The sequence below is a fragment of the Pseudomonas sp. EGD-AK9 genome, assembly GCF_000465935.2.
Taxonomy (GTDB): domain Bacteria; phylum Pseudomonadota; class Gammaproteobacteria; order Pseudomonadales; family Pseudomonadaceae; genus Aquipseudomonas.
The window spans coordinates 1-921 of record NZ_AVOF01000669.1; the positions used below are offsets into that span (position 1 = coordinate 1).

Annotated in this window: 1 protein-coding gene and 1 pseudogene; both read right to left on the reverse strand. The window is 71.3% G+C overall.

The annotated features are described in order from the left end of the window. Positions 1-220, reverse strand: a pseudogene (locus tag N878_RS22455) (hypothetical protein); the annotation flags it as partial. 6 nt (positions 221-226) lie between these two features. Beyond that, a partial coding sequence (locus N878_RS22460; protein WP_021445761.1) for a peptidoglycan-binding protein occupies positions 227-921 on the reverse strand: 695 nt, incomplete at its 5' end.

Sequence of the window (921 nt, forward strand, 5' to 3'; positions counted from 1 at the left end):
GCGGCGCGTCGGCCGGCGCGCCGAGCTTGCCGGCCACCACCCAGGCCAGGAGCAGTAACAGGGCGGCACTGGCGAGCAGCGCCCACCAGCGCCACAGGCCGCGGCCCTTTGCCGGCCGGTAGGTGCTGCCGGCGATTTCCTGCTGCGTGTCCACGTGCGGGATATCGCCGCGGCTGCGTTGGTTCTCCGACTGTTTCAGGGCATTGAGGATGTAGGACATGGCGTCTCACTCCCAGTCCGCTTCGGCCGCGGTCAGCAGGGGCACGCCGGGCTCGGTCAGGGCGGCGAGCCGGATCAGGGTCTGCGGTCCGATCACCGCGTCGGTGACCAGCTGGTAGTGGTGCTGGAAGGCCAGCACCTGTAGCTGCAGCTGTTCGTCGTAATGCTGGCGCGGCACCGGCGGCGCCGCGCGGCCCTGCAGCTGGGCCAGGCGGGCATCCAGCCAGGGGATCACCGGGCTGCTGGTTTCCGGGCGCACCGGCTCCTGATAACCCGGCGGCATGCGCCAAAGCAGCAGCTGGTTGCCTTGCAGCAGCTCGCGCAGTTCGCCGAGGTCGACCCGCTGGGTGTCGCCGGCGACCTCCAGGGTGGCGCTGCCCTGGAGGACGTCGAGGCCGACCAGGGTGGCGTGAAAGCGCTGGCCGACGGCGTTGCTCAGGCCGATCACCGCCGGCAGGTTGAGCCTCTGCAGCTCGTCCAGATTGGCCGGCTGGTGCAGGCAGCCGAGCTGGTGCTGGCGGGCGAAACGACACACCACCTGGGCGTTGCGCGGGTCGTAGTCGAGGCCCCAGCGGCGGAACAGGCCCTGATAGGCCAGCACCTCGGTGGCGCCCAGGTCGGTTTCGTCCGGCCATTGCCAGTGCGCCGGATTGCTCAGCGCGGCCGCCGGTTCGGCCGCCGGTTCGGCGGCGGGCAGTGGTG